Source organism: uncultured Tateyamaria sp., from assembly GCF_947503045.1.
Classification (GTDB): domain Bacteria; phylum Pseudomonadota; class Alphaproteobacteria; order Rhodobacterales; family Rhodobacteraceae; genus Tateyamaria.
On sequence record NZ_CANNCF010000001.1, the window covers coordinates 861,755 to 887,099 of the forward strand.

The following is a 25,345-nucleotide window of genomic DNA, read 5'->3' on the forward strand; positions in this document are numbered from 1 at the left end:
CCCTGTTATTCGGCGGCTTCGGAAACCTGAACCAAAGCGGCGCGGATGGCTTCGCTGTTCACGTCGTCATGTTCGGCAATCACGACCAAACGACCCTGACGCGCCTCATTCGGCCCCCACGGGCGATCGAATTGGTGACGTACGCGCGCGCCCACGGCCTGCACCAGCAAACGCATCGGTTTGCCTGTGACGGCAGCGTAGCCTTTGACCCGCAGGATGTTTTGCGATTTGGCCATCGCCTCGATCCGCGCGACCAGTTCGGCGGGGTCGGCGACTTCGGGGATGTCGATGATGACGCTTTCAAAGTCGTCATGCTCGTGATCGTCATGCCCGTCGTGATGGGAGGGACGCGCGTCCATGTCGTCCTCGGCGGCGGCCTCAAGCCCAAGGATCACGCGGGGGTCCACCACCCCTTCGGCCACTTCGACCACCGGCAGGGGACGGGGAGTTTCGGCGGCGATCACGGCCTTGGCGCGTGCGATGCCCTCGGGGCCTGCGAGGTCTGGTTTGGTCAGCAGGATGATGTCGGCGCAACTGATCTGATCCTCGAACACCTCGGAAAGCGGCGTTTCGTGATCAAGGCTGTCATCGGCTGCGCGCTGGGCATCGACGCGCGCCACATCCGGGGCAAAGCGGCCAGCGGCGACCGCTTCGGCATCGGCAAGCGCGACTACGCCGTCCACGGTGATGCGCGAGCGGATATCCGGCCAGTCGAACGCCTTGAGCAGTGGTTTGGGCAGGGCGAGGCCAGAGGTTTCGATCAGGATATGTTCGGGCTGCGGGTCGAGCGCCATCAGCGCCTCGATTGTCGGGATAAAGTCATCGGCCACCGTGCAGCAGATGCAGCCATTGGCCAGTTCCATGATGTTTTCAGCCGGGCAGTCGGGGATCGCGCAGCTTTTCAGGATCTCGCCGTCGACCCCCACATCGCCGAATTCGTTCACGATCACCGCCAGCCGCTTGCCTTGCGGGTTCTGCATCAGGTGACGCACAAGGGTTGTCTTGCCCGAGCCGAGAAAGCCGGTGATGACGGTGACGGGGATCTTGTTGAGGTTGGCCATATCAGAACTCCTGCGGGGGGATGCGCGCGATGCAGTTTTTGCGGAAATGTTCGGGGCGTTCGCGCCACGGCACAAGGCCATCGGCGGTTGCAGCATATTTTGCGATGCCGTCCACAACTGTGTCAGCGTCGCGGTCTTCCATCAGGTTGCCGTAGACATAGGTCCAGCGTTGGGCTCCGCCGCGCACGGCGACCGAGCATCCCGACGAGCAGTTCGACAGGCATTCGACCGCCTTCAGCGTCACACCCTCGGGCATGGTGCGTTGCGCAAGTTCGGCGTGCAGGGCCTCGCCGGGGCGGGTGCCGCCTTCGGGCACTTCGGTCTCGCGTCGGCATTTGACGCAGACCAGCAGTTCTACGGGGGGCAGTGCGCTCATGTCTCATCCCAGGGCTTGGGCAGGGGGGATGGCGGGCGGCGGCTGGGCCGTGTTGTCCCGACACCCGGAAACACCCCGTCCGGTTTCGTCAACTCATCTGCTGGCAGGTCTCCCGGCTTGCGGATGTCGAGGTTTCCCTCGGTGGCGGCCCAACCTTCCCGACCCGTGCAGGCCAGTGGCTTTGGGCGACCTCTCCGGTCACGGTCGCGGGGGCGGCTGCGTTTGGATGCGTTGCGGCACCGTCTGCATTCCCTTTTCACCCGACATGCGCCGGGCACCAGCGCATCCGTAGTGCGCGCGGCTGTGCGTCGAGTCAAGCGGGGTTGTGCACAGTGTCGGCACGGAATCAAGGCCGCAGGCCGCCGTGCCAGCGCCGACCCGCCCCCCGGGGCGGCGCTATGTCAATGTCAGCGCATCGCATGAGTGGCTTGCTGGCATGATAACCATAAATCGCTCCGCGCAACTGATGCTGTGCCACCCCGCGGCTCGGCGCTGGCCCGGCTTTGCTCTGTGCCCTCTGGTCCTTGCATGCGAGCCATGCCAAACACTGACGCAAACCAAACGCCTGGAGGCCTGCCATGGATGACATCACCGAACGCCACAATGCCAAGATGAAAAAGATCAAGGCCGCGCGCGACAAGATGATGGAGACCAAGACGGAGGAAAAGGGCCTGATCATGGTCCATACGGGCCCCGGCAAGGGCAAATCCTCCTCCGGGTTCGGCATGATCATGCGCTGCATCAGCCACGGTATCCCGTGTGCGGTGGTGCAGTTCATCAAGGGCAACTGGGACACGGGGGAAAAGACGTTCCTGCGGGATCGATTTCCGGATGAGTGCCGGTTTTTCGTGTCCGGCGAAGGCTTTACCTGGGAAACACAGGACCGGGATCGCGACATTATGGCCGCGAAAAAGGGCTGGGAAATCGCCAAGGAGCAGATCCTGGACGACGAGGTCGACTTTGTCCTGCTGGACGAGATCAACATCGCGCTTCGCTACGATTACCTGGACATCGACGAGGTGGTCGATTTCCTGCTGCACCAGAAACCGCGCATGACACACGTGGTTTTGACCGGGCGCAATGCGAAACCCGAGTTGATCGAGGCGGCCGACCTTGTGACCGAGATGGCGTTGATCAAACACCCGTTCAAGGACGGGGTGAAGGCGCAGAAGGGCGTGGAGTTCTGAGGCCCCACAGATGATCATCGGGCATCTTCCCGCAGGTTACCTGATGGCCACGGCGCTGGATCGCAGCTTTGATCGCGATCGTGTCGTGTTCTGGAGCATTCTGGTGGGCAGTGTGGCCCCCGACCTCGACATGCTGCGCTTCTTTCTGGTGGACCGGGGGGCGGTGCATCATCACAACTATCTCACCCATGACCCGACTTTGTGGTTCGGCGTTTTGTTCTTGGGCTTTGTGCTGACGTCACGGGCGTTGATTGGCCTCGGGATCGGTGCGGTGCTGCATATGGTGTTGGACACGGTGGTGGGGGCGGTGTCGTGGGGATATGGCAAGTTGTCCGTGTCTGGGCCTCTGGTCACTGTGCCTGCAACACAAGATCACTGGGTGCTGTCTTTTATCCTGCACTGGACGTTTCTGATCGAGCTGGTGATCTGCGGTGTCGCCGTTGCTGTCTTCATGAAACGACGAAAGGCAGCGCCCGACTAGGCGCGCTTGGGGTCGCATGCGTGCGGCGCGTGTTTTAGCTCAGAAACGCTGCCAAGCTATCAAGGTCGATGGCCCATGCCGCAGCGGGCACGGCGATGGCGAGGCCAATCAGGCACAAGGTCTTGCGCTGGCGCGCTTTGGCAGCCCGTTTGCGCCGCTCGGGCGTGTTCGTGAAATCCAACATGATCTTTCCGTTTCTATTGCTTGGTGTCATGTAAGTGCTCGTCCTTGCGAGGTTGGGCATCGAATCTGGCGAATCTAGGATGCCGGGATGGAGGTATCATGGCGAAAGCCCTCATGGTTCAAGGCACCGGCTCCAATGTCGGCAAGTCCATGCTGGTGGCGGGCCTGTGCCGGGCGGCGCTTCGCCGAGGGCTGTCTGTGGCGCCCTTCAAACCCCAGAACATGTCCAACAATGCGGCCGTGACCGAAAACGGGGGCGAGATCGGGCGCGCGCAGGCCTTGCAGGCAATGGCCTGTGGATTACAGCCGCATACCGACATGAACCCCGTCCTGCTCAAGCCCGAAACGGATGTGGGCAGTCAGGTGGTGGTGCAGGGCAAGCGCGTGGCCACGGTCAAGGCGCGCGACTATGCGGCGCTGAAGCCGCAATTGATGGGCGCGGTGTTGGACAGTTTCAATCGGTTGAAATCACGCCACGATCTGGTGCTGGTCGAAGGGGCGGGCAGTCCCGCCGAAGTGAACCTGCGCGCCGGTGACATCGCCAATATGGGCTTTGCCCGCGCCGCCGATTGCCCGGTGATCCTGGCCGGGGACATCGACCGGGGTGGCGTGATTGCCCAGGTCGTCGGCACCAAGGCGGTGATTGATCCAGATGATGCAGCGTTAATCGCGGGGTTCCTGATCAATCGCTTTCGCGGCGATCCAAGCCTGTTTGACGATGGCTATACCATGATCGAACAGCACACCGGCTGGCGCGGTTTTGGCGTTGTGCCCTGGTATGGCGATGCGTGGAAGCTGCCTGCCGAGGATGCGCTCGATATTGCGACGCCTGCGCGGGACAAGGGCCTGCACATCGTCTGCCTCAAGCTCTCACGTATCGCCAATTTCGACGATCTGGACCCGCTGGCGCAGGAACTGGGCGTGCGGGTGACGATGCTGCACGCGGGCCAGGCGCTGCCCGGCGATACGGATGTGGTGATCATTCCCGGGTCGAAATCGACTATGGGGGATTTGGCCTGTCTCAAGGCGCAAGGATGGGACGAGGATGTGCGCGCGCACCATCGCAGGGGTGGGCATGTGCTGGGCATTTGCGGCGGGTTTCAGATGCTGGGACACAGCGTTGATGATCCCGAAGGGATCGAGGGGCCGCCGGGCAGGGCGGGCGGGATCGGTCTGCTGGACGTGGAGACGGTGATGACCGGGGACAAGCGGCTGACGACCGTGGGCGCTGTGCATGTGCCGTCCGGGCAGCCCTTTGACGGGTATGAAATCCATATCGGGCGCAGTGAGGGGGGCGATCGTGCCCGCCCCTTTGCCCGCGTGGGCGGGCAGGACGAAGGCGCGATCAGCGCCGATGGGCGCGTGGCGGGCAGCTATCTGCACGGCATGTTTCGCGATGACGGGTTCCGCCGGGCGTGGCTTGCCGGGTTCGGGGTCGCTGCGAGCGGCACGGCCTATGCGCAGGGCGTCGAGGCGACCCTTGATGCGCTTGCCGACCATCTTGAGGCGCATCTGAATGTGGACGGGCTGCTGGCCTGTGCGCGCTAGGCATTGCGCAGGTGTCCTGCGCCCCGTTCAGGAATCGAAACGAAAAGGCGGCAGTTGCTGAAAAGCGAGCTTGAGCGCCTCGCCCCAACCGTTTGATACGGCCTGATAATAGGGATCGTCCATTTCGACCCGCGCGGCATGGCCGATCTGGTGGCTGTCCGCATCATAGGTCACGTAATCCAGCGGCAATCCCACCGACAGGTTCGATTTGATCGTGGAATCAAAACTGACCATCAGCAGTTTCACCGCATCCTCGAACGACATCTCGGGATCATGGGCGCGCACAAGGATCGGTTTGCCGTACTTGGCCTCGCCGATCTGGAAAAAAGGCGTGTCATCAGAGGCTTCGATAAAGTTGCCCTCGGGATAGATCAGGAACAGGCGCGGCGGGGCGCCCGCGATCTGGCCGCCCACGATCAGGGTCGCGCCAAAGGCGCCATCGGCCTCTTGACCACTGGTCGCATTGACCGAGATCACCTCGCGCAATGTGCGGCCCACTTCGCGCGCGATCTGGAACATGGACGGAGCTTGCAGGATCGAGGGGTTGCGGTCTTCGGGGGCTTTGGCGCGCTCATCCAGCAGGCTGATCACCGATTGAGTGGTGGCCAGATTGCCTGCTGTCATTATGACGATCGTGCGCTCGCCCGGCACCTCCCAGGTGTGCATCTTCTTGACGGTGGAAATATTGTCGACGCCCGCATTGGTGCGGGTGTCCGACATGAAGATCAGACCGGCATTCAGCCGCATCCCCACGCAATATGTCATTCTGGTTCCGTGCCTTTTTCATGCAAGCGAGTCGTCGCGCGCAATATCACACAGTTATTGCGCTATTGTTGCTGCACCTGCAAGGCAACCGCCATCGCTTCGCCCGCCTGACCAAAACGCATGCCCGAAATCGGGGCCGCGCCGCGATAATCAAGCCCGGTGGCGACACGGATATAGCGCGCATCCGGGCTGATGGAGTTTGAGACATCAAAGCCGACCCAGCCCAGTTCAGGCACATGCGCCTCGGCCCAGGCGTGGGTGGCGTCCTGTTCGATCCGGTCGTTCATCATCAGATACCCCGACACGTAACGTGCGGGATAACCCATCGCGCGCGCCGCGGTGATGAACAGATGCGCATGGTCCTGACAGACGCCGTGCCCGGCGCTCAGCACATCCTCGGCCGTCAGGTCTGCTGCGGCCTGATCGGTCGAGTAGGGCACCGCAGACAGGACATGGGCCGACAGTGCGTGCAGCACCTCAAGGTCCGTGCCATCGCGCGGAGCGCTGTCCACCAGCGCCTGCACCTGTGGCCCGACCGTTGTCAGCGAGGTGCTGCGCTGGAACAGCCACAGGGGCACGTAGCCGCCCTGCGGGCCAACAACGCCCGCCTGATCCTCGACATCGACCGTGCCGCGGCAGATGATCTCGATCTCTGTCTCGCCGGGGGTAAAGCTGACCAGATCGACCGAATTGGCATGCTCATCCTCGAACGCCACCTCGACGCGGCCGCCGCGCACTTCGATGTCCCAGTCCACGATGGTCTGGCCGGGGCGCGATTTCGGGCGCAGGCGCACCTGTTGCAGCGCATATGGCACCGGTGCGTTGTAGGTGTAGTGGGTCTTATGTTCGACTCTCAGGCGCATATGCTCACTCGCTGAACCTATAGTCGATCTCGATCTGGCGGCCCAATGCCGCGCTGTCGCGCAGGAAATCCGAGATGAACTCGTGCAGGCCATAATCGAAAATGGCCGTCATGTCATTGGTCCTGAACCGTCCGCACAACGTGTCGGCCAGCGCATGGCAGGGGTGGCGGGTGTTGTATTCCTCAGCCAGAAACCCGAGGTTTTCGCCAATCTTGCGATAGCAAAAGGCAAGGCTGCGGGGCAGGCGGCCATCCAGAATCAGGAAGCGCGCGATGGCCATCGGGTCCGTCTCGCCCTCGTGCAGGGTCTGGTAGGCGCGTGTGGTCGAGGTGGCGCGCAGGATCGTGTCCCATTGCACGTTGTCCGAGGCCGAGCCGACCAGCCGGACGGAGGGCAGCAGGATGTAGTACTTCTGATCGAGGATACGGGCCGTGTTGTCCGCCCGCTCAAAGAAGGTGCCGATGCGGCTGAAATTGTACATGTCGTTGCGCACCATCGTCCCGTGCAGGGCGCCACGCACAAAGGCACTGCGCTGGCGGATGATCTGCAGCACGCGGGGCAGATCACGATCCGCGACGGGCTGTGCCAACAGCCTTTTGAGCACCATGTAGCATTCGTTGACCGCCTCCCACACTTCGCGGGTCAGGGCGGTGCGCACCACGCGCGCGTTCACCCGCGCCGCTTCGATCTGGGCCATGATGCTGGCCGGATTGTTCGGATCGCGCAGCAGAAAATCGATGATGGCCGGTCCGTTGACTTCGCCGTGCAGCCCGGCATAGGCATCGCTCAACCCGGTTGAAGACAGGATCGCCGTCCATTCGCTTTCCGCCGCACTGGATCGGGTCAACGAGATGCGCAGGCCTGCGTCGATCATCCGGGCCGTGTTTTCGGCCCTTTCAAGATAGCGGAACATCCAGAACAGACCGCCTGCTGTTTTGCCTAACATGCGCCTAGTCCTCCAGCACCCAGGTGTCCTTGGTGCCTCCGCCCTGCGACGAGTTCACGATCAGCGACCCTTCGGTCAACGCAACCCGGGTCAGTCCGCCGGGAGTGATGTCGATCTTGTTCGGGGACATCAGCGCAAAGGGGCGCAGATCGACATGGCGCGGGGCCAGTCCCGCCTCGGTCAGGATCGGCACGGTGGACAGCGCCAATGTGGGCTGAGCGATGTAGTTGTCGGGCTTGGCCGTCAGCTTGGCACGGAACGCCTCGATCTCCTTTTTCGAGGCGGCAGGGCCGACAAGCATGCCGTAGCCGCCCGATCCGTGGACTTCCTTGACCACGAGCTCCGACAGGTTGTCGAGCACGAATTTCAGCGCGTCCGGGTCCGAGCAGCGATGGGTCGGCACGTTCTTGAGGATCGCCTTTTCGCCCGTGTAGAATTCAACGATATCAGGCATGTAGCTGTAGATCGCCTTGTCGTCCGCGATCCCTGTGCCCGGGGCATTGGCGATGGTGATCCCGCCTGCGCGGTAGACATCCATGATCCCCGGCACGCCCAGCATGCTGTCGGGGTTGAAGTTCATCGGGTCCAGATATTCGTCATCGACCCGGCGATACAGCACGTCGATCGCCTTGTAGCCTTGGGTCGTGCGCATCGTCACACGCCCGTCCACGACGCGCAGATCGTGGCCCTCGACCAGTTCAGCGCTCATTTGATCGGCAAGGAAGGCGTGTTCGTAATAGGCCGAGTTGTGAATGCCCGGCGTCAGCACCGCCAATGTGGGCCGCCCCGTGCAGGCGGCAGGCCCGCAGGCCGACAAGGAACGGCGCAGCGAACGCGGGTATTGACCGACCGAGCGGACTTTGACCTTGGAAAACAGCTCCGGAAACATATGCAGCATCGTTTCGCGGTTTTCGAGCATATAGCTAACGCCGGATGGTGTGCGTGCGTTGTCCTCAAGGACGAAAAACTCGTCATCGCCGGTGCGCACAAGGTCGGTGCCGACGATGTGGGTGTAGACATCGCCGGGGGGCGAGACGCCAATCATCTGGGGCAGGAAGGCTTCGTTGCGGGCGATCATCTCGGCGGGCATACGGCCTGCGCGCACGATTTCCTGGCGGTGATAGATGTCGTGCAGAAATGCGTTGAGCGCGCGGACCCGCTGTTCGATCCCGCGCGACAGGATGGACCATTCGCGTGCGGCAATGATGCGCGGCACCAGATCGAAAGGGATCAGCCGTTCGGTCGCGTCCGGGTCACCGTAGACGTTGAAGGTCACGCCGATCAGGCGAAACAGGGCCTCGGCCTCTTCGGATTTTTCGATCAGGCGGGTGTTGTTTTCGCCCGCGAACCATTTGCAATAATCCTCATAGGGCGGACGTGGTGCGCTGCCATCCCCGTGCATTTCGTCGAAATAGATTGGTGTCTTCCCCATGTCTCCAAGCCTGCACATTCTGTGGTGTCCTGCAACCGGGTTGCCCCGGACCTGACCTGAGGCCTGCGCTTTGTGCTTAGAAAGCAGGCAGTTGGCGTATATGACCGGTGGTCGAGAGCTGTGGCGCGGACCCGCGTGGGTCAAACAACCATGCTGGCACGCCTTGTGTTCCCGGCCCGTCCTTGCACTGGACCTGCGCTGTGGAATGCAGGAAGGTTCCATCAAGCAACAACAGCGCGAGGCGCCCATGTCCGATCCCTGCATCATCTGCGTTGCCATCACCGGCTCCGTCCCGCGCAAGGCTGACAACCCGGCTGTCCCGGTCACCATTTCCGAACAGATCGAAAGCACCCATGCGGCCTTTGAGGCCGGGGCGAGCATCTGCCACGCCCATGTGCGCAATGACGATGAAACGCCCAGTTCGGACCGCGACAAGTTTGCCGCCCTCAAGGACGGTGTGGAAAAGCATTGCCCGGGCATGATCATCCAGCTGTCGACTGGTGGCCGGTCCGGCGCGGGGCACGAACGTGGCGGTATGCTGCCACTGCGCCCCGATATGGCCTCGCTCGCCGTGGGGTCGAACAACTTTCCAACCCGCGTCTACGAGAACCCGCCGGACCTCGTGGACTGGCTTGCGTCTGAGATGGTGAAGTACGACGTCAAACCCGAGATCGAGGCCTTTGATCTCAGCCATATCCTTGTGGCCGCGCAGATGCACAAGGCAGGCAAGATCCCGGCCACGCCTTATGTACAATTCGTGATGGGGGTGAAAAATGCGATGCCCGTGGATCGCCATGTTTTTGATTTTTATGTGGAAACCGTAGGTCGCCTGTTTCCCGGTGCGCCGTGGTGTGCGGCCGGGATCGGTGCCAACCAGATCGTGCTGAACGAATGGGCCGTCGCCGCGGGTGGCCATGCGCGCACCGGGCTTGAAGACAACGTGCGCTGGGACAAGGCCTCGCTTGCGCCCTCCAACGCCGCCCTTGTGGAGCGTCTGGCAGGCATCTGCGCACAGCACGACCGCCCGGTGGCCACCCCGGCGCAGGCCCGCGCCATCCTTGGCCTGCGCGCCGCCTGACGCGCTGGACACTGCTCCGGCGTTCCGCCACCCTGCGCCAAACCACCAAAGGATCATCGCCCATGGACATGTCATTCACCCTGCGCCCTGAAAACCGCGATCTGCTGGGCCGCGTGTCCACCATGATCCGCGACGAGATCATGCCGCTGGAAGAAGAATACGCCGCCGAAGTCGGCAAGGGCGATCGCTGGCAATATACCGACCGCCAGACCGAAATCCTCGAAAGCCTCAAAGGCAAGGCAAAGGCGGCGGGGTTGTGGAACTTCTGGCTGACCGACAGCGACAAGGGCTATGGGCTCAGCACCGTCGAATACGCCTATTTCGCCGAAGAGATGGGCAAGACGCCGCTCGGGGCGGAAGTATTTAACTGCTCGGCCCCTGACACCGGAAACATGGAGGTGTTCGAGCGCTACGGCACCGAGTCGATGAAACGCGATTGGCTGGCACCGCTGCTTGAGGGGCAGATCCGCTCGGCGTACCTGATGACCGAGCCCGAAGTGGCGTCCTCTGATGCGACCAACATCTCCATGTCCTGTGTGCGGGACGGGGATGAATACGTGCTGAACGGCGAGAAATACTGGGCCAGCGGCGCGGGCGATCCGCGCTGCAAGGTCTACATCGTCATGGTGCGCACCGGCGGCGCGGACGCGCCAAAGCACAAGCGCCATTCCATGATCGTTGTGCCGGCGGGCAGTGCAGGCATAGAGGTGCTGCGCCCGATGCTGGTCTATGGCCACGATGATGCGCCGCACGGGCATATGCATATCCGGTTCACGGACGTGCGCGTGCCTGCCGAAAACCTGCTGCTGGGCGAGGGGCGCGGCTTTGAGATTTCCCAAGGTCGTCTTGGCCCCGGTCGTATCCACCACTGCATGCGTGCCATCGGGCAGGCCGAAGCGGCACTAGAGCTGATGTGCAAGAGGTCGCTGTCGAAAGAGGCCTTTGGCAAGCCGCTGGCCCAACTGGGCGCGAATTACGACATCATCGCCGAAGCGCGGATGGAGATCGAAATGGCGCGCCTGCTCTGCCTCAAGGCCGCGTGGATGATGGATCAGGGCGATGCGCGCGCCGCCGCCCCGTGGATCAGCCAGATCAAGGTGGTGGCCCCGCGTGTGTCGCTCAAAGTGATCGACGAGGCGGTGCAGATGCATGGCGGGCAGGGGATTTCGCAAGATACGCCGCTCGCCAACGCCTGGACTCATCAGCGCACGCTGCGTCTTGCCGATGGCCCGGATGCGGTGCACCGCCGTCAGGTGGCGCGCGCCGAGCTCAAGAAATACACCCAGCAACCCATGTGAACGCGCGCAAGCCGAGGCGGTTTGCGGTTCGTTTCCGTGGCAGAAACCTGTGGCTCTCGGCGAAAAGCGTGTCGCTTTCCAGCCGTTTTTCGTATCGAAAAACGCTTGCATCGGGGCAGGGACAGACCGCTAACTGTCCCCATGAAGGACAGTGCGCCCCAAACCGTGCCCCTGCGCCCGCCCGGCGAGGTGATGCGCCTTGCCCGGATGGGGGTGATGATGCCCACCCGCCTCAGCTTTTTGCGGGTTCTGGTGGCGCGTCTGTGCGCTGAACAGGCCGTGATCAAGCGCACCCATTGGGGCATGTCGCCCGACGGGCACGGGCGTGCGGTCTATGCGGTGGATGTGGGCGGGCACACCTATTCCCTTGTGGCCATCGCAAATGATCTGCCTGCCGATCAGCGCAGCGATCGCGTCATTGCCACCGCCTGGGACGCCGCCTTTGTCCTCTATGACGGGACACCGGACACAGCCGAGATCGACCGAATCGCCACCAACGCCCCGCTGCAGGAGGCCGGGCGTTTTGGTCCGCGCGATCTGGTGCTCAGCCGCGCCAACAAGTCGGTGCGCATGTGGGATGCGACCGTTGCGGCGTTGCAAAACCGGGACCAGCCAGACCGGGCCATGATCCGCGGCATCGGTTATCTGATGCGCACCACGGCGGTCTATGGCAACGGCAAGTTCGGCATCGCCGACCGGCACCTGATTGCGGATCGACTGGGTCTTGGCGGCCCTTTCGCGGTGGAAATGCTGGCCGTCTACATGATCCGCCACTTCACGCTCGATCTGGTGCAGCATGTGGGAGGTGCCAAACTGGACCCGCAACTGGCACGGCACTTTGGTGTGGGCAATGCGACCGGTCTGGGCATGGCGCCCTTTCTGGTCACTCATCCCGTTCTGCTCAACAACTGGATGCTGGCGCGCGAAACTGCCTTGGCCCGTGTACGCGCCCGCACCCAACTGAGCGAGGCAGAGCGTACGCGGATTGCGGAACTGGCACAGCGGGCCGGGCAGCATCTGGCCCAATGGCATGTGCCCGCCCCGGATCATGACGCCGCCTTGCGCCAACTGGAACAGGACTGGGCGCGTTTTGCGCAGACACTCACCGCACTGGACGGGGCACAACCGATGGAGGCCCTGTGGCTTGCCGCACGCGACGAAAGCGCGGCACTGCAGGAATTGCTGGTCGCCTTGCTGCTGGAAGTGTTCCCCGACGACGTCGATGGGCTGGCGGAGTGCATGGGCGACCCGTTTGGCGCGCTGACCGCCCCGTTTTCTGGCACGGATACGTTGCGCGCGGCCATTGATGCAGACTGGGACTGGGCGCTGGCCCAGAACTACACCGCCCCCGAATGCTGCCGCCGGTTTTGGTATGTGAGCGAGGCCAAACTGGAACCCCGGCTCGGCGATCGCTTTGCCGAACCGGGGGCAGAGCTGGAAACCCCGCTCGACATCGCGCGGCGAGTTGCAGCCCTGCACGCGGACCTGCCCGCGCAGGATCAATCGGTCTCGACCTTCCTTGCCGACCACCCTCAACATGCCCATGCCTGCGCGCGGGTTGCGACGCTCACGCGTTACCCATACGCAGAAATCCGCGACAACCTGATTGCTGCGACGTGTCGCCCCATTGATATGTTGCGCTGCAAGCTCAGCTTTTTCGGAGCGACGAAATTCGATCCCAAGTCGGACCTGTGGACCCGGATCACCCTGGCACAGGGCGCGCCTCTTGGGCACGAATTGTCGCCTGATGCGGACGATTGGTGGTTGCCGGTGCTGGAATGACAGACAAATCGTGGACAGAAATTCAGGCGCTTGCGGTCAAGGCCGCAACTGGGGCCGAGGTGCCGCCTGCGCAGGCTCTGGCCTTTGGCAGCATGCTGGCGCGCCATCTGGCCGATGGCGGGTCCGAAGCGCCCTTGTCACAGGCACTCGACACGCCCGCGACGATTCTCGCACTGGCACATCAGGTTGAGCGGATGATCGAAACCGCCTCGGTGTCGGGCCGGGTGGTCGGTATGCGCGAACAGGACCCCGGGCGGCGTGCAATGCTGATCAGTTGGTTGGCAAGCCTGCCCTGCCAAGCGGAAATCACCGCCAACGCAGATGAGGTGTGCGCCACCTTGTCCTTGTCCGCCCCCGGCCTGCGCGCGCGCCCGGCGCGGATTTCCATCGGCAGCGCCCTGTTTGAGCAGATGCAGACGCTCGCGGCCCGCACTTACGTGCCCGACAGCGATGCGTCCCGTGCCGGAGGGGCAGGGGCCGGTTTGATGGATCTGGACTAGCCTGCGAACGGATCGTCGGGATAGCCGACACCGGCAAGATAAAGGCCCAAGGACGGGCAAACCGGTCCGCATGCGTCACGGGCGCGCGCCTCAAGAGCGTCGCGCACCTGATCAGGCTGCCACGACCCCGCCCCGACCCGTTCCAGCGTACCGACAAAACTGCGCACCTGGTTGTGCAGGAACGACCGCGCGCGCACGTCAAGTTGCACCTCAGGCCCGTGTGTGCCCTCAACCCGGCGCACATCCAGCCGATCCAGCGTTTTGACCGGGCTGTCGGCCTGACAGATGGTCGAGCGAAACGTCGTAAAGTCGTGGTTGCCGATCAGATGGGTGGCACCAGCCTGCATCGCGTCGACATCCAACTCTTGCTTGATATGCCAGACCAGCCCCTTGAGGTGGGTGGCAGGCGCACGGCGCATGAGGATGCGATACAGATAGCGCCGCTCGTGGGCGGAAAAGCGGGCGTGCCAGTCATCTGCCACCTCGGCACAGTCCACGATGGCCACAGGCACCCGACGCAAATGATAGTTCAGGGCCTCTGACAGGCGAAAGGGGGTCCAGTCCCGCTCCATATCGCAATGGGCGACCTGCGCCAGTGCATGCACGCCCGCATCCGTGCGACCCGCAGCGGCGATCTTGTGCTCGCGCGGCTCAAGCTCGGCCAGCGCCGCTTCGATCGCGCCTTGTACCGAAGACTGCTCGGTCTGGCGCTGCCAGCCCACGAACGGCCCCCCGTGATATTCGATTTTCAGTGCATAGCGTGGCATGGCCGCTGCTCTAGCTACAAACACGCGCGCATTCAACGGCTGCCGGGCCGGGACGCTTGGGTGGGGGCAGGTCCTCCTTCTCTGTTTTGAAAAAAATCGCCGCCGGAGGCTCCCGCACCTTCAGCCGTCGCGCAGGCTCTGGCAGTGACCGCCTGCCCGCCTTATGTTGAGGCGCAAGGCCAAGGGAGAGTGCCACGTGGTTCTGACGACAATTGCCGACGGGGTGCTGGATGTGGCCCAGGGCATCTATGACACCGGGGCCGACCTGTTTGGCGAACAGACCATCCGGCTGGGTGTGACGGGGCTTGCGCGCTCGGGCAAGACGGTGTTCATCACCTCGCTTGTGGCCAACCTGCTGGACCGGGGGCGCATGCCGCACCTGCTGGCGGCAAGTGAGGGGCGCATCCATGCCGCCTATCTGCAGCCGCAACCGGATGACACTGTGCCGCGCTTTGATTTCGAGGCACATTTGGGCGCGTTGACCGGGCAGCCGCCGCGCTGGCCCGACAGCACGCGGGCGGTGAGCGAGCTGCGCGTGTCGCTCAGGGTCAAACCAAACGGGTTGCTTGCAGGCCTGCAGGGGCCGCGCACGATCCACCTGGATATCATCGACTATCCGGGCGAATGGCTGCTGGATCTGGCGCTGATGGATCAAAGCTATGATGACTGGTCCGCCGCGACGCTTGCGCGACTTGAAACCCGCGATGTGGGGGCCGCTTATCACACCGCCGCCACATCCGCTGACGGCACGGCCCGGCTGGACGAGGTGCAGGCCAAAGCGTTGGCCGCGGGCTTTACCGACTACCTCCATGCCGCGCGCGCAGCGGGTTTTTATGACTGCACACCGGGTCGCTTCCTGCTGCCGGGTGATCTCGAAGGCTCGCCCGTGCTCACCTTCGCCCCGCTGCCCCCGGGCGAGGCGCCGCGCCGTTCGTTGCGCCGCGAAATGGCGCGCCGTTACGAGGCCTACAAGGCGCAGGTCGTGCGCCCTTTCTTTCGCGACCACTTTTCACGCATCGACCGGCAGGTTGTGCTGGTGGATGCGTTGGGCGCGATCCATTCCGGGCCTGCCGCACTTGAGGATATGCGCGCGGCGATGGCGGACATCCTCGGTGCGTTCAAGCCGGGGCGCAACGCGTTCCTCAGCCAACTGTTCCGGGGCAAACGGGTCGAACGCATCCTCTTTGCCGCGACCAAGGCCGACCACCTGCACCATTCCCAACACGCCCGCCTCACGGCAATCATGGAGGCGCTGACCCGCGACGCCCGCGACCGCGCCCGCTTTGCCGGGGCGCAAACACAGGCACTGGCGCTGGCCGCGCTTCGTGCGACCACCGAGGAAACGATGACCCATGATGGTGCACCGCTGGACGTGGTGCGCGGCACATTGCTTGAGACTGGCAAGCAGGCGGCGTTTTATCCCGGTGCGCTGCCGGACGATCCGTCCCACATTCTGTCACCGGCCTCGGCGGGGGCGGAAAAATGGCTGGATCAGGACTACCAGATCATGCGTTTTGCCCCCGCGCCGCTGACCTTGCGCCCCGGCGATGGGCCACCCCACATGCGCATGGACCGCGCCGCAGAATTCCTGATCGGAGACAGGTTGTGAACGCCCCTCATCTGCGCGCCGCGCGCAGCACCGATGCGGGCAAAGTCGGTGGCATCCTGTCGGAATTCATCGACACCACGGACTGGATGCCTCGCATTCATACCCGCGCAGAAGATATTGGATTCGCTGGACATATGATTGATCAGGGCTGGGTGCGGGTGGCGGAAACCGAAACTGGGATTGCGGGTTTCTCTGCATGCGAGAATGAGGAGGTGCATGCGCTCTACGTGGCGAGGCACGCCCGGCGTGGAGGGATTGGGTCAGCTTTACTTGACGCATTAAAAACGCAATGCAAGCGGCTGGACTTATGGACATTTCAGGCTAACGCGGATGCACAGGTTTTCTACCTGCATCACGGTTTCGAGGTGGTCGAGGAAACAGACGGCGCGCGCAATGACGAAGGGCTGCCCGACATGCGCTTTGAGTGGAAAAGGGAGACGTTGTGATGGCGCAAAAAGGCCCCGTTCTGATCGAACTTGATGACGTCGAAGCGCCTGCCGTCAGCGACGCACCCCCAGTTCCGGACACCGACCTGCCCGTACCGACCGGTGCCGCGATGCAGATGGCCGCACGCACCATGGCGCGCAAACCCTCGCGGCTCGGGCGTCTCTTCTGGGCGGTGACCGGCGCCTTGCTGACCGCAGTGCTCAGTGCAGCCGCATGGGATTTCGTCAACGGCTGGATCGAACGCGCGCCACTGGTGGGCTGTGCCTTTGCCGGGCTGACCGCGGCCTTTGTGCTGGTCCTCCTGGCCATTGCCCTGCGCGAGTTGGCGGCCCTCAACCGGCTGACCCGCATCGACGGGTTGCGCCATGCCGCCGCCCAAGCGCTGGAGGCGCAGGACTTGGCCGCCGCTCGCACAGTCACCGACCGGCTGGTCGCCCTCTACAAGGCGCGCCCGGATACCGAATGGGGCCGCACCCGGCTGAACGAATTGCGCGGCGATCAGATGGATGCGCCCGGCCTTCTGGCGCTGGCCGAGGACACGCTGCTCTCCCCGCTTGACCGCGCCGCTGAACGCGAGGTGGCCGCTGCCGCCCGGCAGGTGGCCACGGTCACAGCGCTTGTGCCCATCGCACTGGCGGATGTGGTCGCAGCACTCACGGCCAACCTGCGCATGATCCGCCGCATTGCCGAGGTCTATGGCGGGCGCGGCGGGCTTTTGGGCAGTTGGCGGCTGACCCGGGCGGTGATGACGCATCTTGTGGCGACCGGAGCCGTCGCAGTGGGCGATGACATGCTCGAACCGCTGCTGGGTGGGTCGATCCTTGGCAAACTCTCGCGCCGGTTTGGCGAGGGGCTGGTCAACGGGGCTCTGACCGCGCGGGTCGGCGTGGCCGCCATCGAAGTCTGCCGCCCACTCGCCTTTCAGGCCGGCAAACGGCCAAAGGCACGACAATTGGTGAAACAGGCGCTCGGCGGGCTACTTCCCTCAGCAACAGCCAAACCACAGGACTGACGCCCATGGAAACCTTTGCCGCCGACCTTGCCACGATGGTGCGCACCCCGCTCACCGATGACCACGTGGCGGCCATGCGCCGGGTCGGCACGCTGGTTGATGTGAAGGCGGGGGAGTGGTTCCAGAAGGCGGGCGATCGGATCGACACGTTCCACTACCTGCTGTCGGGCGAGACCGAGGCCATCAATCCGGCAACCGGCAAACGCTATGGCAATGCCACGCTTGGGCCGGGCCAGTTCTTTGGCGAGCTGGCATTTCTGAACGGCGGGCGTGCGCTGATGGGCGCGCGGGCGGTGGTCGACACCCAAATGCTCTGTGTGCGCCGCGACGAGATGCTCAGGCTGATGTCGGATATACCGGAGATGTCGGACATCATCATCACCGTTTTTGCCGCGCGCCGCCGCCGGATGCTGGAAAACTCCGAAGGGGGACTGACCCTGATCGGCGGCGAGGTCGATCGCGACATCCGCCGCATCGCCAGCTTTGCCGCGCGCAATCGCATTCCCTACGTCGAAGTTGAAATCGACAGCCAGGAGGGCTCTGAGCTCGCCAACCAGTGCCGGATCGACCGGGCCCATCCGGCGGTTGTCTTTGCCAAGCATCAGGTGATCGATCCGCCCACTCCGCGCGGCGTGGCGCAGACCCTCGGTCTGGATCTGGCCCTGCGCAAGGAGGACGTGTTTGACGTGGCCATCGTGGGCGGTGGGCCTGCGGGCGTTGCGGCAGGGGTCTACGCAGGCGCCGAGGGGCTGTGCGCCGTGGTGCTCGAAGACCTTGCCATCGGCGGTCAGGCGGGCACCTCGTCGCGGATCGAGAACTACATGGGCTTTCCCACCGGCATCTCTGGCGGCGACCTCGTGGGGCGCGGCGAGGTACAGGCGATGAAGTTCGGCACCCGATTTGCCATGCCTGTGCGCGCGCGGCACCTTGAGCAATGTGAAAAGCGGCTGTTCCACATCCGGCTCGACAATGATGACTGGGTGTCGGCGCGGGCGCTGATCGTCGCGACGGGGGTGCAGTACCGGCGTATGGATCTGGACAAGCTTGAGGCGTTTGAGGGCAACGGGGTCTATTACGCGGCCACGGATGTCGAGGCGCGCTATTGCAAGGACAGTGAGGTTGCCATCATCGGGGGTGGTAATTCCGCCGGGCAGGCAGCGATGTTCCTGGCCCGTTCGGCCAGCCACGTACATGTGCTGGTGCGGGGCGAGAGCCTGTCGTCGTCCATGTCGGACTACCTGTTGCAGCGGCTGGAAAGCCATCCGCGCATCACCATCCATCTGTGCACCAGCGTGACCGCGTTGCACGGGGATGAGACCCTTGAGGCGGTGACCGTGCGCAACCGGGCCGAGGGCGCGGATTGGCGGATCAGAACGCGGGCGCTCTTTGTCATGGTAGGTGCCGCGCCGAATACGGGCTGGTTGTCGGGCCTCGTCGATCTGGACGCGCGCGGCTTTGTCCGCACAGGCCCAGAGGTGGGGGGCGGTTCGCAATTCGAAACCTCGCGCCCGGGCGTGTTTGCGGTCGGGGACGTGCGTGCCGGATCGGTTAAGCGGGTTGCCAGTGCGGTGGGTGAGGGATCTGTAGTGATGTCCGCCGTCTGGGGCCATATCAACGACTGACGCCTGACATCCGCGCGGTTGCGTTCTCCGAATTCGGAAAACGGGCCGTAAACTGTGTCAGTTTCCGCACAGGCCCAACGGTCTGGAATTCCTTGCCTTTTGATGGCCCCGTCGCTCGCCTATCTTGGACGCGAAGTCGCAAAGGATAGACCATGGATGGAGTGTTGGTGCTGCTGGGCCTCGTGGTCCTCGCGATCCCTGTCGCTGTGATCTATCTGCTGGTGGCGCAATCCGGGCTGCGCAGGCGGATTGTGACGCTTGAAAAAGACATCGCGCGCATGATGGCCACGCAGTCCGATGCGCCACCGCGGGCCGAGACAAAAGCGGCTGAAACGAAGCCGCGCGAGGCGACACCTGCAACCCCGGCGCCGGCAGCCACACCCAAAGCGCTCGATGAACCCGCTGCGGCGCGCGTTATCGCTGCCCGAAAGGCGGCCCAAGACAAGGTGGTCAAATCCGGCCCGAGCCGCGCGCAGATCGTCATGAATTGGGTTGCAACCAACTGGTTTTATCTGGTTTCGGCCCTGTCACTGGCCCTCGCCGGGCTGTTCCTTGTCCAATATGGCGTCGAAAACGGGTTGTTCCCGCCCGCTGCCCGCGTTCTGGCCGCTCTGGCCTTTGGCGCAGCCCTTGTGGGCGGGGGGGAAGTGATTCGCCGCCGCTATGGCGATGGGCCAGACAGTGCGACCGCCTATATCCCTTCTGTCTTTTCCGGAGCGGGCCTTGTGTCTTTGTTCGGGGCCATTGCCGCCGCCCGCTTGCTCTACGATTTGATCGGGGTCGAGGTTGCCTTTGCGGGCATGGCTGCGGTTGGCCTGCTGGGGGTCGCCCTTGGCTGGCTCCACGGGCCATTGTTGACCACTGTCGGCGTCGTGGGCGCCTTTACAGCACCGCTGCTGGTGGGCAGCACGGTGCCGGCGACAAATTGGTTGTACCTCTACTTTGGCATTGTGACGGCTGTTGGTCTGGGCGTGGATACGCTGCGCCGCTGGGCCTGGGTCTCTGCGCTGAGCGTTGGCCTTGGGTTCGGCATGGGCTGGCTCACCGTGCTGGGTGGTGGGCCGGAACTGGCGGTTGGCTTTCAACTCTATTTTCTGGGGATCGTGGCCTTGGCCGTGCTGGTGCCCGCCCGCAGCGTCTGGCCTGATCATGACGGGCTGCTGGCCTCGCAATGGGCGATCCAGCCCACGGGTCCGCGTCCCGGCTTTCCCACAGCCCTTGCCGCCGCTGCGGTGGCGATTGCCACAGTGGGCATCGTCTGGACCGGAACCGTGGGAGGTGCACCGTTCTGGCCCGGCATCGTCGCGCTTGTTGTGTTAGCGGTGGCCCTTGCGCTGTGGTCGCTCTCCGCGCCTGCGCTTGAAGACCTTGCCCTGTTGCCGTCGGTTGGCCTCTTGGTGCTTGTCGGCTGGCAAGGCGAGAACCGCGGTCCGGTCTGGCGCGCCTTTACCGACACCTATACCGAAACGGTCGAGGCGGATTTCCCCTTTGCCGTCACGCTGCTTTGGGCCATTGGCCTTGGGCTGAGCGCTGTGGCCGCTGGACGTGCCTTGCGCCCCGGTTATGGCCTTCCCTGGGCGCTGGGTGCAGCCCTGATGGCACCGGCCATGGGGATGGTGATCGAGGTGACGTGGCACCCTGCTGTGGTGATCGGCGCCTATCCCTGGGCGCTGCATGCCATGGTGCTGGCGGCGGTCCTGGTGGCTTTCGCGCTGCGTTTTGCCCGCGTGGACGGGGCGGACCGGACACGGGCATCGCTGTTTGTGCTGTCCGCCCTGGCTTCCATCAGTTTTGCATGTGTGATGATCCTGTCCTCTGCGGCGCTGACCGTGGCACTGGCCGTCACTGTGCTGGTCGCAGCGCTGCTGGATCGGCGCTTTGATCTGCCATTGATGCAAGTGATGATCACAGTGGGCGTGGTGGCTATTGGTGCGCGTCTGATCGCCGATCCGGGCCTGCCTTGGGCGCTTGATGCGCCGGCTTGGGAGCTTTTGCTGGCCTATGGCGGTGCGCTTGCTGCTTTCGTGGCCGCACTATGGGCCTTGCGGGGCAAGGCGCGGGTGACGGCGCAGCTGATGCTCGACACGGCAGCATGGTCAACGGGTGGTACGCTTGTGTCGCTGCTGTTGTTCCGCTTGCTGGAGCGTCTGACGGGTGTTGATCACAACGCAACCCATTGGGCGATGGGCCTTTATGCTACGATTTGGCTGGGTCTGATGGGCGCGCAACTGCTCCGCCTGGAGGGGCTGGGCGGCGTGCTGAGCATTGTGCGGGCCGGGCTGGCTTTGGTCTTTGGCCTTATCGGTTTTGGCGCGCTGGCCCTTGGCCTGACGATTCTGTCGCCGCTTTTGTCTGACTGGGGGGGAGACGTGGCGGGCCCGCCCCTTCTCAACACCCTTCTTGCAGCGTACCTGCTGCCTGCGCTGGTGCTGGGGCTGATTGCGTGGCGCAGTCGCTTTAGGTTGTTGCGTCTCGCGCTTTCTGCCGTGTCATTGGCGCTGGCGGCGTTCTGGGCCTTTGTCGCCCTGCGCCACCTGTGGCAGGGCGCGTCCGGCATGGAGTTGCGCTACGGCTTTCTGCAGCCTGAACTTTACAGCTATACCGTGGCGCTGCTGGTTGTGGGTGCGGCGCTGTTTTACCAGTCGCTGGCCCGTGGTTCGACGGTGTTGCGGCGCGCCGGACTGGTCGTGATCGGGCTGGCAGTGGCCAAGGTGTTCCTGATCGACATCTCGGGCCTCGAAGGATTGACCCGCGTTCTGTCGCTGGTGGTGCTTGGGCTGTCGCTGGCCGCACTTGCCTGGCTGAACCGTTGGGCGCAGGGACGCAGTCTGGCGGATTGAGCGCGCTTTCGCGCGCACGTGATGTTTTGCGCCCGCCTCCGGCGGTCGCGATGTGCGAGGCTCTGCCTCGCGCTCCGGGATTTTTTGAAACAGAGAAGGGCAGGACTTGTGAGCGCGTGCGCCCCTGCCTATAAGCCGCTTCATGACGGATCTGATCCCAGTTCAGCGAATTATATCCCCGGCGCTCTGACATCTTTCCCCGAGCCGCCGGACAAAGGTGCTTGAGCCTGTCGCACCGACCATGCCATTCCCAGACCGAAATGATCTACGAAGGACGCCTCTCATGTGCGCCGATACGCCCGAATACAAACAGACCCTGAACCTGCCCCGCACGGATTTCCCCATGCGTGCAGGCCTGCCCAAGCGCGAGCCCGAGTGGCTGGAGCGCTGGGCGCGGATTGGTGTCTATGATCGGCTGCGGGAGAAAGAGGGCAGGGAGACATTTACCCTGCATGACGGCCCCCCATATGCCAACGGCCATTTGCACATCGGCCACGCGCTGAACAAGACGATCAAGGACATGATCGTTCGGTCGCATCAGATGATGGGGTTTGATGCCCGCTATATCCCCGGCTGGGACTGCCACGGTCTGCCCATCGAGTGGAAGATCGAGGAACAGTACCGCAAGAAGGGTCGCGACAAGGATCAGGTGCCGATCAACGAGTTCCGTGCCGAGTGCCGCGACTTCGCCGCTGGATGGGTCGACATCCAGCGCGACGAATTCAAGCGGCTGGGCATCACCGGCAACTGGGCCGATCCCTACCTCACCATGGATTTCCACGCCGAACGGGTGATCGCTGAGGAGTTCATGAAATTCCTGATGAATGGCACGCTCTATCAGGGGTCAAAGCCCGTGATGTGGTCACCGGTCGAACAGACCGCGCTGGCCGAGGCCGAGGTCGAGTACCACGACAAGGAGAGTTTCACGATCTGGGTGAAGTTTAGGGTGGAAGATGGACCTTCACGTCTTTTGGCCTCAGGTCCGGGACATACGACTCTGAGAGAACAAGAGAGTTCCTTGCCGTCTTTGGAAAATGCCTATGTCGTGATCTGGACCACGACGCCGTGGACGATGCCGTCCAACAAGGCGGTCGTGTACGGCGAAAACATTTCTTACGGCCTCTACGAAGTCACAGGCCGCCCTGAAGAATGCTGGGCGACGATCGGCGAACGCTACATCCTTGCTGACGCTCTGGCAGCGGATGTGCTGGGCCGTGCACGGTTGGACGAGACGATGTATCGCCGTCTCTGCGATGTGACCAATGACGATCTGGCCAGGATCACGCTAACACACCCCTTGAATGGGGTCGAAGGTGCGAACGGCGAATGGGACGACATCCGCGATTTCCGCGCGGCCGACTTCGTCACGGACACCGAAGGCACCGGCTTTGTCCATTGTGCGCCCAGCCACGGCCTTGAGGAATACGAACTTTACCGTGATCTCGGCATGCTCGAGCAGGTCATTACCTACAACGTGAATCCGGACGGGCGTTTCCGCGACGACCTTCCGTTCTTTGGCGGCAAGGCGATCCTGAAACCCAACGGGAAAGAGGGCAACGCCAACGCCGCCGTCATCGACAAGCTGGTCGAGGTCGGCGGGTTGCTGGCGCGTGGCAAGATCAAGCACTCCTATCCCCATTCATGGCGCTCCAAAGCTCCGGTGATCTATCGCAACACGCCGCAGTGGTTTGCCGCAATCGACAAGCCGGTCGGCGATGGGCTTGATACGCATGGCAAAACTATCCGCGAGCGGGCCCTGACGGAGATCGACAACGTCAACTGGACTCCGAAATCGGGCCGCAACCGCCTGCATTCGATGATGGAAGCGCGCCCCGACTGGGTGCTAAGTCGTCAACGCGCCTGGGGCGTGCCCCTGACCTGTTTCACAAAGAAAGGCGCGCTGCCCACGGATGATGATTTCCTGCTGCGCAACCCGCAGGTCAATCGGCGCATCACTTCGACCTTCGAGGCCGAGGGGGCGGATGCCTGGTATGACGAAGACGCCAAGCAGCGCTTTCTCGAAGGTATCGTGAATCCGGACGACTACGATCAGGTGATGGACATTCTGGATGTGTGGTTTGACTCCGGCTCCACCCACGCCTTCACCCTGCGCGATCGCGATGACGGGACCGAGGACGGGATTGCGGATGTCTATATGGAGGGCACCGATCAGCACCGGGGCTGGTTCCATTCATCGCTGTTGCAATCGGTTGGCACGACAGGCCGCGCGCCCTATCGCAATGTGGTCACGCATGGGTTCACGCTGGATGAAAAGGGCATGAAGATGTCCAAATCCATCGGCAATACCATCGTCCCGCAGCAGATCGTGGACCAGTACGGCGCGGATATTTTGCGCCTCTGGGTGGCGCAAACCGACTATACCGCCGATCAGCGCATCGGCCCGGAAATCCTGAAAGGGGTCGCTGACAGCTACCGCCGCCTGCGCAACACGATGCGCTACATGTTGGGCTCGCTTGCCGACTTTTCCGAGGCCGACCGGGTTGAACCCGCTGACATGCCCGAATTGGAGCAGTTGATCCTGCACCGTCTGGCTGAGCTCGATCAGGTGGTGCGCGATGGCTATGCAGCCTTTGACTTCCAGCGCGTTTTCACGGCTGTGTTCACCTTTGCTACGGTCGATCTGTCGGCCTTCTATTTCGACATCCGCAAGGACGCGCTTTATTGCGATGGGGACACGCTGCAACGGCGCGCGGCGCGCACCGCACTTGATCTGTTGTTCCACCGGCTGACGGCTTGGCTTGCGCCCATTCTGGTGTTCACCATGGAAGAGGTCTGGCTGGAGCGGTATCCCGGCGAAGACAGTTCGATCCACCTTACTGACATCCCCGAAACGCCCGCAGCGTGGCGCAATGATGCATTGGCTGAAAAGTGGTCTGGTGTCCGCAGCGCGCGCCGCGTCGTGACCGCGGCGCTTGAAATCCAACGCACCGAAAAGGTGATCGGCGCCTCGCTTGAGGCTGGTCCCGTTGTGCATGTGGAAGATGAGGCCCTTGCCGATGCGCTGCGCAATTTGCCCTTTGACGACATCTGCATCACCTCCGCCATCACCATCACCACCGACCCAAGCCCCGCCGAAGCCTTCCGCCTGCCCGAAATCCCCGGCATCGGCGTGGTGTTCGAAAAGGCGGCTGGCGAGAAATGCGGACGCTGCTGGAAGGTGCTGCCCGATGTCGGCGCCCACGCCCATCCGGGTGTCTGCGGGCGCTGCGATGCGGCGCTGAGCTAGGCGGAGGACACCTCCGCCTTACATCTGCTCCATGGTGGATTATGCCGCAATCGAACAGGCCCTTCTCAGGGCCGTACACAAACGCGGAGCGGGCAAGACATTCTGCCCCTCCTAAGTGCCGTGGGCGCTGGCGCAGGATTGGCGCCCCCGGATGCCTCAGGTGCGCGCAATCGCAGAGAAACTGGTCCAGTCCGGAGATATTGTCGCCACGCAAAAAGGCACACCTGTTTCACCAACAATCGCGCGCAGTCCAATCCGTTTGGGTCTGCCATCCACCAAAGCGCCCCATCTTCTCTGATTT

22 protein-coding genes and 1 riboswitch are annotated in these 25,345 nt (G+C 63.3%); of the genes, 14 read left to right on the forward strand and 8 right to left on the reverse strand.

Features of this window, described 5'->3' with window-relative positions; genetic code table 11:
• Window positions 1-5: 5 nt before the first annotated feature.
• Complete coding sequence (gene cobW, locus Q1A89_RS04420; protein WP_299724305.1) at window positions 6-1,061, reverse strand: cobalamin biosynthesis protein CobW; 1,056 nt, start codon at window positions 1,059-1,061, stop codon at window positions 6-8.
• A gap of 1 nt (window position 1,062) precedes the next feature.
• Window positions 1,063-1,437, reverse strand: coding sequence for a DUF1636 domain-containing protein (locus Q1A89_RS04425; RefSeq protein ID WP_299724307.1), 375 nt, complete (start codon window positions 1,435-1,437; stop codon window positions 1,063-1,065).
• Window positions 1,438-1,521: 84 nt separating this feature from the next.
• A riboswitch (cobalamin riboswitch) is annotated at window positions 1,522-1,734 on the reverse strand.
• 281 nt (window positions 1,735-2,015) lie between these two features.
• Here Q1A89_RS04425 and cobO point away from each other — a divergent pair.
• Together cobO and Q1A89_RS04435 are read left to right on the forward strand one after the other, a co-directional pair.
• Window positions 2,016-2,624: a cob(I)yrinic acid a,c-diamide adenosyltransferase gene (gene cobO, locus Q1A89_RS04430; RefSeq protein ID WP_299724309.1), complete on the forward strand. Its 609-nt coding sequence runs from the start codon at window positions 2,016-2,018 to the stop codon at window positions 2,622-2,624.
• 10 nt (window positions 2,625-2,634) lie between these two features.
• Window positions 2,635-3,105, forward strand: coding sequence for a metal-dependent hydrolase (locus Q1A89_RS04435; protein WP_299724311.1), 471 nt, complete (start codon window positions 2,635-2,637; stop codon window positions 3,103-3,105).
• A gap of 34 nt (window positions 3,106-3,139) precedes the next feature.
• Here the strand turns inward: Q1A89_RS04435 and Q1A89_RS04440 are convergent, their stop codons facing one another.
• Window positions 3,140-3,289 carry a hypothetical protein gene (locus Q1A89_RS04440; protein WP_299724313.1) on the reverse strand — a complete coding sequence of 50 codons (150 nt, stop codon included), beginning with the start codon at window positions 3,287-3,289 and terminating at the stop codon, window positions 3,140-3,142.
• 98 nt (window positions 3,290-3,387) lie between these two features.
• Between Q1A89_RS04440 and Q1A89_RS04445 the strand changes: the two genes are divergently transcribed.
• Window positions 3,388-4,836, forward strand: coding sequence for a cobyric acid synthase (locus Q1A89_RS04445; protein ID WP_299724316.1), 1,449 nt, complete (start codon window positions 3,388-3,390; stop codon window positions 4,834-4,836).
• A gap of 27 nt (window positions 4,837-4,863) precedes the next feature.
• Here the strand turns inward: Q1A89_RS04445 and Q1A89_RS04450 are convergent, their stop codons facing one another.
• The 4 genes from Q1A89_RS04450 to Q1A89_RS04465 form a co-directional block, all read right to left on the reverse strand.
• Window positions 4,864-5,601 carry a proteasome-type protease gene (locus Q1A89_RS04450; protein ID WP_299724318.1) on the reverse strand — a complete coding sequence of 246 codons (738 nt, stop codon included), beginning with the start codon at window positions 5,599-5,601 and terminating at the stop codon, window positions 4,864-4,866.
• A gap of 62 nt (window positions 5,602-5,663) precedes the next feature.
• Complete coding sequence (locus Q1A89_RS04455; protein WP_299724320.1) at window positions 5,664-6,464, reverse strand: transglutaminase family protein; 801 nt, start codon at window positions 6,462-6,464, stop codon at window positions 5,664-5,666.
• A gap of 4 nt (window positions 6,465-6,468) precedes the next feature.
• Window positions 6,469-7,410 carry an alpha-E domain-containing protein gene (locus Q1A89_RS04460; RefSeq protein WP_299724322.1) on the reverse strand — a complete coding sequence of 314 codons (942 nt, stop codon included), beginning with the start codon at window positions 7,408-7,410 and terminating at the stop codon, window positions 6,469-6,471.
• A 4-nt stretch (window positions 7,411-7,414) separates the two neighbouring features.
• A complete protein-coding gene (locus tag Q1A89_RS04465) occupies window positions 7,415-8,842 on the reverse strand; it encodes a circularly permuted type 2 ATP-grasp protein (RefSeq protein ID WP_299724324.1) in 1,428 nt (475 codons plus the stop codon).
• 247 nt (window positions 8,843-9,089) lie between these two features.
• On the opposite strand from Q1A89_RS04465, the gene Q1A89_RS04470 reads away from it, so the two are divergent.
• From Q1A89_RS04470 to Q1A89_RS04485, 4 genes are all read left to right on the forward strand, one after another.
• Complete coding sequence (locus Q1A89_RS04470; RefSeq protein ID WP_299726088.1) at window positions 9,090-9,920, forward strand: 3-keto-5-aminohexanoate cleavage protein; 831 nt, start codon at window positions 9,090-9,092, stop codon at window positions 9,918-9,920.
• Between the two features lie 62 nt (window positions 9,921-9,982).
• Window positions 9,983-11,218 carry an acyl-CoA dehydrogenase family protein gene (locus Q1A89_RS04475; RefSeq protein ID WP_299724326.1) on the forward strand — a complete coding sequence of 412 codons (1,236 nt, stop codon included), beginning with the start codon at window positions 9,983-9,985 and terminating at the stop codon, window positions 11,216-11,218.
• A gap of 141 nt (window positions 11,219-11,359) precedes the next feature.
• A complete protein-coding gene (locus Q1A89_RS04480) occupies window positions 11,360-13,000 on the forward strand; it encodes a hypothetical protein (RefSeq protein WP_299724328.1) in 1,641 nt (546 codons plus the stop codon).
• Entirely contained in the window at window positions 12,997-13,500 is a 504-nt protein-coding gene (locus tag Q1A89_RS04485) for a hypothetical protein (protein WP_299724330.1), read from the forward strand. Before Q1A89_RS04480 ends, Q1A89_RS04485 begins: the two co-directional genes overlap by 4 nt.
• Here the strand turns inward: Q1A89_RS04485 and truA are convergent.
• Window positions 13,497-14,267, reverse strand: coding sequence for a tRNA pseudouridine(38-40) synthase TruA (gene truA, locus Q1A89_RS04490; RefSeq protein ID WP_299724332.1), 771 nt, complete (start codon window positions 14,265-14,267; stop codon window positions 13,497-13,499). The two genes, Q1A89_RS04485 and truA, sit on opposite strands and share 4 nt — an antisense overlap.
• Window positions 14,268-14,463: 196 nt before the next feature.
• On the opposite strand from truA, the gene Q1A89_RS04495 reads away from it, so the two are divergent.
• The 7 genes from Q1A89_RS04495 (at window position 14,464) to Q1A89_RS04525 (ending at window position 25,342) form a co-directional block, all read left to right on the forward strand.
• Complete coding sequence (locus tag Q1A89_RS04495) at window positions 14,464-15,876, forward strand: YcjX family protein (protein ID WP_299724334.1); 1,413 nt, start codon at window positions 14,464-14,466, stop codon at window positions 15,874-15,876.
• A complete protein-coding gene (locus Q1A89_RS04500) occupies window positions 15,873-16,322 on the forward strand; it encodes a GNAT family N-acetyltransferase (RefSeq protein WP_299724336.1) in 450 nt (149 codons plus the stop codon). Before Q1A89_RS04495 ends, Q1A89_RS04500 begins: the two co-directional genes overlap by 4 nt.
• A complete protein-coding gene (locus Q1A89_RS04505) occupies window positions 16,322-17,335 on the forward strand; it encodes a TIGR01620 family protein (RefSeq protein ID WP_299724338.1) in 1,014 nt (337 codons plus the stop codon). The genes Q1A89_RS04500 and Q1A89_RS04505 overlap by 1 nt, the downstream gene beginning before the upstream one ends.
• Before the next feature lie 5 nt (window positions 17,336-17,340).
• Window positions 17,341-18,957 carry a cyclic nucleotide-binding domain-containing thioredoxin-disulfide reductase gene (locus Q1A89_RS04510; protein ID WP_299724340.1) on the forward strand — a complete coding sequence of 539 codons (1,617 nt, stop codon included), beginning with the start codon at window positions 17,341-17,343 and terminating at the stop codon, window positions 18,955-18,957.
• A gap of 152 nt (window positions 18,958-19,109) precedes the next feature.
• Window positions 19,110-21,797: a DUF2339 domain-containing protein gene (locus Q1A89_RS04515; RefSeq protein ID WP_299724342.1), complete on the forward strand. Its 2,688-nt coding sequence runs from the start codon at window positions 19,110-19,112 to the stop codon at window positions 21,795-21,797.
• Window positions 21,798-22,080: 283 nt separating this feature from the next.
• On the forward strand, window positions 22,081-25,044 hold the full coding sequence (ileS, locus tag Q1A89_RS04520; RefSeq protein WP_299724344.1) for an isoleucine--tRNA ligase: 2,964 nt from the start codon (window positions 22,081-22,083) through the stop codon (window positions 25,042-25,044).
• A gap of 115 nt (window positions 25,045-25,159) precedes the next feature.
• Entirely contained in the window at window positions 25,160-25,342 is a 183-nt protein-coding gene (locus Q1A89_RS04525) for a DUF3253 domain-containing protein (RefSeq protein WP_299724345.1), read from the forward strand.
• Window positions 25,343-25,345: the final 3 nt, after the last annotated feature.